The sequence below is a fragment of the Streptomyces sp. NPDC006134 genome, from assembly GCF_040628835.1.
Classification (GTDB): Bacteria; Actinomycetota; Actinomycetes; order Streptomycetales; family Streptomycetaceae; genus Streptomyces.
The window spans coordinates 79,422-86,045 of record NZ_JBEXTV010000035.1 but is presented as its reverse complement, the minus strand read 5'-3'; the positions used below and the strand labels follow the sequence as shown (position 1 = coordinate 86,045).

Annotated in this window: 5 protein-coding genes; 3 read left to right on the top strand and 2 right to left on the bottom strand. The window is 73.9% G+C overall.

What is annotated here, in order from left to right; all coding sequences use genetic code 11:
- The first annotated feature begins 298 nt into the window (after positions 1-298).
- Positions 299-568, top strand: a complete 270-nt coding sequence (locus tag ABZ340_RS22885) for a hypothetical protein (RefSeq protein ID WP_358783657.1) — start codon at positions 299-301, stop codon at positions 566-568.
- Positions 569-705: 137 nt separating this feature from the next.
- Here ABZ340_RS22885 and ABZ340_RS22880 read toward each other — a convergent pair whose 3' ends face one another.
- Positions 706-1,470, bottom strand: a complete 765-nt coding sequence (locus ABZ340_RS22880) for a ferritin-like fold-containing protein (protein WP_358783656.1) — start codon at positions 1,468-1,470, stop codon at positions 706-708.
- A gap of 520 nt (positions 1,471-1,990) precedes the next feature.
- On the opposite strand from ABZ340_RS22880, the gene ABZ340_RS22875 reads away from it, so the two are divergent.
- Entirely contained in the window at positions 1,991-4,594 is a 2,604-nt protein-coding gene (locus ABZ340_RS22875) for a DEAD/DEAH box helicase (protein ID WP_358783655.1), read from the top strand.
- 152 nt (positions 4,595-4,746) lie between these two features.
- Positions 4,747-5,640: an alpha/beta hydrolase gene (locus ABZ340_RS22870; RefSeq protein WP_358783654.1), complete on the top strand. Its 894-nt coding sequence runs from the start codon at positions 4,747-4,749 to the stop codon at positions 5,638-5,640.
- 39 nt (positions 5,641-5,679) lie between these two features.
- Here ABZ340_RS22870 and ABZ340_RS22865 read toward each other — a convergent pair whose 3' ends face one another.
- Positions 5,680-6,576, bottom strand: a complete 897-nt coding sequence (locus ABZ340_RS22865; RefSeq protein WP_358783653.1) for an NYN domain-containing protein — start codon at positions 6,574-6,576, stop codon at positions 5,680-5,682.
- Between the last annotated feature and the right edge of the window lie 48 nt (positions 6,577-6,624).

Sequence of the window (6,624 nt, the reverse complement as noted above, 5' to 3'; positions counted from 1 at the left end):
CGGGCTCCGCGCTGGGTGGGCTTCGGGGCGCTGTTTTCCGGGCGCGCCTTGGGCGGGGCCCGGCCTTTTGGTCACCCGCCGGGCCCCTGCCATTGCCGCGCACAAGCGGAGAAGCCGTTGCCGCGCGTGGACGGAGAAGCCGTTGCCGCGCGTGGACGGAAAACACGTTCGGGACGTACGTCCGGAACACACGTCCGGACCACATGCCCTGCGCAGGTGAGGATTGCATTCCGCAGGTCAGGGGTAAGACGGCATACGACCGTTTTGGGCAGGCCGGCCGCGTGGGAGGGACCCCGACATGCTCCTGGAAGCGCTCAGCTCCGCGATCCTCGGTCTGATCCTGGCCGGGGCCGCCGCCCACCGCCTGTCCCACCGGCTGCCGGCCCGCGTCCTCGTCCTGCCGACGGGGATCGCCGGGGCGCTGTTCGGGGCGTTCGTCACGCACACGGCGCTGGACGCCGGGAGCCTGCCGGTGGTGCTCCTCGGGTCGGCGGCCGTCTCCCTGGCCTCGCTGTCGCTGCTGCTGCGCCCCGAGGGAAGACTGCGCCGCCGATCGGCGACCGCCTGACCGGCCGCCGGTGGCGGCGCCCGAGATGAGACCGGCCGGCACACGACCCCCGGAGCCGAAGGTCCCACGACCGGCCGGCACACGGCCCCCGCCCCGGAGCCGAAGGGTCCACGACCGGACCGCGCGCAGGAGCAGTGCTAGGCGGCCAGCCCCAGCGCCGCCATCCGCTTGGTGTGCGCCTCGGTGATCCGGGAGAACATCCTGCCGACCTCGGCGAGGTCGAAGCCGTCCGCGACGCCGCCCACGAGCATCGTCGACAGTGCGTCGCGGTCCGCGACCACCCGCTGGGACTGCGACAGGGCCTCGCCCATCAGGCGCCGCGCCCACAGCGCGAGGCGCCCGCCCACGCGCGGGTCCGCGTCGATCGCCGCGCGCACCTTCTCCACGGCGAAGGTGGCGTGGCCGGTGTCGTCGAGCACGGCGAGCACCAGGGAGCGGGTGTCGGAGTCCAGCCGGGCCGCGACCTCGCGGTAGAAGTCGCTGGCGATGGAGTCGCCGACGTACGCCTTGACCAGCCCTTCCAGCCAGTCCGAGGGCGCCGTCTGCTTGTGGAAGCCCTCGTAGGCGGCGACGAACGGCTCCATCGCCCCCGTCGGCTCCTCGCCGATCTCGGCGAGCCGGTCGCGCAACCGCTCGAAGTGGTGGAACTCCGCCGACGCCATCTTCGCCAGCTCCGCCTTGTCCTCCAGTGTCGGCGCCAGCTTGGCGTCCTCCGCGAGCCGCTCGAACGCCGCGAGCTCCCCGTACGCGAGCGCACCGAGCAGGTCCACGACCGCGGCACGGTAGTGCGGGTCGGCGGAGGCCGTGCCCCAGTCCAGGGCCGCGACTCCGGTGGCTCCGGTGCTCCCGGTGGGTTCGGCGGGGGCGTCTGCTGCGTTGCCAGGCTTGTCAGAGCTCGTCATGCAGCGCACAATAGCCCGCCCTCCGTCGCGCGGAAGGCCCTGGCCGATCAGTGTGACGACGACTACGTGACCAAATCGGCCATCGCGTGTGCGCGAATCCGGGGTATGGTGGTAATGCGCCTGCCGAGTAGGTGACGTACAGGTACGTCGTGTACGCGTCGCGTACGTCATCCATGGAGCGGGCCGCACGTATGAGGATGCCCGGTCGGTGGCCCGATCGGCTCCGACCTGACAGCCCTTTCCGGCCGTACGGCAATACCGCGCGTACGGCGACCGGAGGGGGAACCCTCAGCGGTTCGAGCGCTAGAGCGTCGGCTGTGGTCCCGTGCCAACGGCCCGCCCGTGGGGGCGGCCGGCGTCCCCGGCACGGTCACACGACACGACCCCCGCGCTCGCCTCGCGCCGCGCACACAGAAGAGGCAGCACCCTGACTACGACGTTTCGATCCCTCGGAATCCTCCCCGAGACCGCCGAGGCCCTGGACGCCGTCGGCATCACCACCCCCTTCCCCATCCAGGAGATGACGCTCCCCGTGGCCCTGACGGGCACGGACGTCATCGGCCAGGCCAAGACCGGCACCGGAAAGACGCTGGGCTTCGGCCTTCCGCTCCTCGAGCGCGTGACCGTCCCCGCCGACGTGGAGGCGGGCCGCGCCGAGCCCGAGGCCCTCACCGACGCCCCGCAGGCCCTCGTCGTCGTCCCGACGCGCGAGCTGTGCACCCAGGTGACCAACGACCTGCTGACCGCGGGCAAGGTGCGCAACGTGCGCGTCGTCGCGATCTACGGCGGCCGGGCGTACGAGCCGCAGGTCGAGGCCCTGAAGAAGGGCGTCGACGTGGTCGTCGGCACCCCGGGCCGCCTGCTGGACCTCGCCGGCCAGAAGAAGCTGGACCTGAAGCACATCAAGTGCCTGGTCCTCGACGAGGCCGACGAGATGCTCGACCTGGGCTTCCTGCCCGACGTCGAGAAGATCATCGGCATGCTCCCGGCCAAGCGCCAGACCATGCTGTTCTCGGCGACCATGCCGGGCGCGGTCATCGGGCTGGCCCGCCGTTACATGTCGCAGCCCACGCACATCCGCGCCACCGCGCCGGACGACGAGGGCGCCACGGTCGCGAACATCAAGCAGTTCGTCTACCGCGCGCACTCCATGGACAAGCCGGAGATGATCGCCCGCATCCTGCAGGCCGAGGGCCGCGGACTGGCGATGATCTTCTGCCGCACCAAGCGGACGGCCGCCGACATCGCCGAGCAGCTCCAGCGGCGCGGGTTCGCCGCCGGCGCGGTCCACGGCGACCTCGGCCAGGGTGCCCGCGAGCAGGCGCTGCGCGCCTTCCGCAACGGCAAGGTGGACGTGCTCGTCTGCACCGACGTCGCCGCCCGCGGCATCGACGTCGAGGGCGTGACCCACGTCATCAACTACCAGTCGCCGGAGGACGAGAAGACCTACCTGCACCGCGTCGGCCGTACGGGCCGCGCGGGCGCGAAGGGTACGGCGATCACGTTCGTCGACTGGGACGACATCCCGCGCTGGCAGCTGATCAACAAGGCGCTGGAGCTGGACTTCAACGACCCGGTGGAGACGTACTCCACCTCCCCGCACCTCTTCTCCGACCTCGGTATCCCCGAGGGCACCAAGGGCGTCCTGCCGCGTTCGGCGCGCACGCGTGCCGGTCTGGACGCGGAGGAGCTGGAGGATCTCGGCGAGCCGGGCGGCCGTGGTGGCCGCGGACGCGGCGGCCGGGACGAGCGCGGTGGCCGGGGTGGCCGGGGTGACCGGGCCGACTCCCGCTCGGACGACCGCGAGCGTTCCGCGCGTACGCCGCGTCGCCGCCGCCGTACGCGTGGCGGGGCACCGCTGGACGCCGCGACCGCCGGAACCGCGACGCAGGACGCCGTGCCCGCCGGTGACACGCAGGGTACGGCGGAGGCGGACGCCGCCAAGCCGGCCCGCACGCTGCGCCGCCGGCGCCGGACCCGTAACGGGGCGCCGACGCAGCAGCCGGTGACGGCGGAGACGACCGCGACGGCCGCGGAGGGCACCGCTTTGGAGGTCGCCGAGGCGGCAGCCGAGACCCCCGCCGCGCAGACCGCCGTGGACGTGGCACCCGAGGCCGCCGAGGCTCCGGCGCAGCCGCGCCGTCGGCGCACGCGCAAGACGGCGGAGGCGCCGGCCGCCGAGGCCCCGGCGATCGAGACCCCCGTGTCCCCGGCTCCGGCCGAGGAGGCGGTCGCGTCCGAGGAGGCACCCGCCACCAAGCCGCACCGCCGCACCCGCAAGGCGGCCGAGGCCCCGGAGACCACCGAGGCCCCGGAAGCCACGGAGACCAAGCCGCGCCGTACCCGCAAGGCCACCGCCAAGACGGAAACCACCCCGGACGACACGGCCGAAACCACCGAGGCGCCCAAGCCCCGCCGCACCCGGAAGACCGCCGCCAAGGCAGAAACCCCGGAGACCGCGGAGACCGCAGAAACCCCGGAAGCCACCGAGGCGCCCAAGCCCCGCCGTACCCGCAAGGCCACCGCCAAGGCGGAGACCCCGGAGACCGCCGAGGCCCCGGACACCACCGAGGCCAAGCCGCGCCGCCGCACCCGCAAGGCGGCCGAGGCCCCGGAGACCACCGAGGCCCCGGAAGCCACGGAGACCAAGCCGCGTCGCACCCGCAAGGCCACCGCCAAGACGGAAACCACCCCGGACGACACGGCCGAAACCACCGAGGCGCCCAAGCCCCGCCGCACCCGGAAGACCGCCGCCAAGGCAGAAACCCCGGAGACCGCGGAGACCGCGGAAACCCCGGAAGCCACCGAGGCGCCCAAGCCCCGCCGTACCCGCAAGGCCACCGCCAAGGCGGAGACCCCGGAGACCGCCGAGGCCCCGGACACCACCGAGGCCAAGCCGCGCCGCCGCACCCGCAAGGCGGCCGAAGCGGCCGAGGCGGAGCCCGGCACCGCCGGTATTCCGGCGCAGGCGACGCAGGAGCCGGAGGCCGCGCCGCGGCGCCGGACCCGTAAGGCCGCGGCGACCGCCGAAGCCGGGGACGCGGCCGAGGCGAAGCCGAAGGTCCGTCGGACCCGCAAGGCCACGGCTGCCGCCGCTCCGTCCGTGGAGTCCGTGGAGAGCTGATCCTCCAGCACCCGGCCCCGCCGGTCCCGTCGGCCCGGTCCCGCCTCGCGCGGGGCCGGGCCGACGGCGTCCGGGCCGACGGCGTCCGGATCACCGCGGCACCCGAGCCGGCGCGGCACCCGGGTCACCGCGGCGCCCGATACGCTCTGCCCGTGAGCAGGAACGCCGCCTTCACCCCGCCGCCGAACGCGCGCACGTACCGGATGCGGACGGCGCGCGGCGAGTTCGCCGTCGTCGAGTCGCCCGTGGCCGGCGGTGCCGAGCCGAAGGGCGTGGTGCTGATGCTGCCGGGGTTCACCGGGAGCAAGGAGGACTTCACCCTGCTGCACGAACCGCTCGCGGCGCGCGGCTACCGTACCGTCGCCGTGGACGGGCGAGGGCAGTACGAGTCCGACGGGCCCGCGCACGACGAAGCGGCCTACGCCCAGCGGGAACTGGCGCGGGACGTCCTCGCGCAGGCCGCCGCGCTCGGGACGCCCGTGCACTTGCTCGGGCACTCCCTCGGTGGCCAGATCGCCCGCGCGGCCGTACTGCTCGACCACTCCCCCTTCCTCTCCCTCACCCTCGTCTCCTCGGGCCCGGCGCAGATCTCCGTCTCCCAGCAGCAGCGCGTGAAGCTGCTGCGGGACGCGCTCGCCGTGATGACGATGGAGGAGGTCTGGGAGACCATGCAGACGATGGACCCGCCCGAGGAGGCCGGCGGCCCCGCCCGCGGCGTCGCCGACGAGGCACGGCTGCGGCTGCGCTGGCTGGGCACCCGGCCCGCCCAGTTGCTCGCCACGGGCCGCCAGTTGTGCACCGAGCCGGACCGGGTCGCCGAGCTCGCCGCGGTGCCGCTGCCGTTCCACGTCGTGTCGGGGGAACGCGACGACACCTGGCCGGTGCCGCTCCTGGACGACATGGCCGTACGGCTGCGGGCGCGCCGGACCGTGGTCGCCGGTGCCGAGCATTCACCCAACACGGACCGGCCTCTGCCCACCGCGCGTGCCCTCGCCGACTTCTGGGACGGCGTACCGCGTCCGCGGACGGCCGCCGCGAGCCGGTAGCCCGGCCGCCGGTACTGCCGGCCGGTACTGCCGGTACCGCTAGTACTGCGTCTGGAGGTGGTCCCAGAACCCGTCCCGCAGCGCCCGCCGCAGGTCGGCCTGGCCGCGCAGCGAGTACTGCAGCAGGCCCTCCGCCTCCACCAGGAGGTCCTGGTCGACCGAGCCGGGGAGATAGGGGTGGCCGGGCAGCAGTTCCACCAGGGCGTCCCTGCCCCGGGCCGCCAGCCACTTGGCCGCGATCTGCGCGCCGACGAAGCGGACGTCCTCGCGGGCCGGCCGGGCCGTCCCGGCCGGTTCGTAGGCGGAGGCCGTGCGGCGGGAGACGTACGGCTTGAAGAAGTCCAGGTCGAGGGTGCGCTGGCTGTCGACCTCCCAGAGCAGGGGTTCGGCCTGGTTGCGGCCCTCGGGGGCCTCGATGCCCCACAGGTGGACGCGGGCGCCGAAGCCCTGGGCCGCCTCGACCGCCGACACCAGGTCCTCGTCCCCGCCCAGGAGGGCGGCGTCGCTGATGGCGCGGTGCCGGGCCAGTGACTCCAGGTCGGAGCGGATGAGGGAGTCGACGCCCTTCTGCTGGTTGTTGGCGTTGAGGTTGCCCAGGCGGACCTTGACGTCCGGGAGCTCGGCGATGGACTGCTGCTCGGCGGTGTGGATGCGGCGCCGGGCGCCGTCGTACCAGTAGACGCGCAGCAGCCTGCTGTCCGCGAAGATCGAGCGGGCCCGGTCGATGAGCGCCTCGATCAGTCCCTCGGCGTCCAGGTCGAAGGCCCGGCGGTCCTCCGTCCCGGCCACCAGCCGTCCCGCCGCCGCGTAGAGGTAGCCGGCGTCGACGAAGATCGCATGGGTCGAGGGCGTCTTCGCCACCTCGGCGAGCATGCGCTGGAGCAGCTCGTTGGTGCGGTCGATGCGGGCGCTGAGGGTCGCGAGGTCGTCGTTCATCAGGACCATTGTCCCGGCCGTCACGCTGCGAACACAACCGGTCCCGGT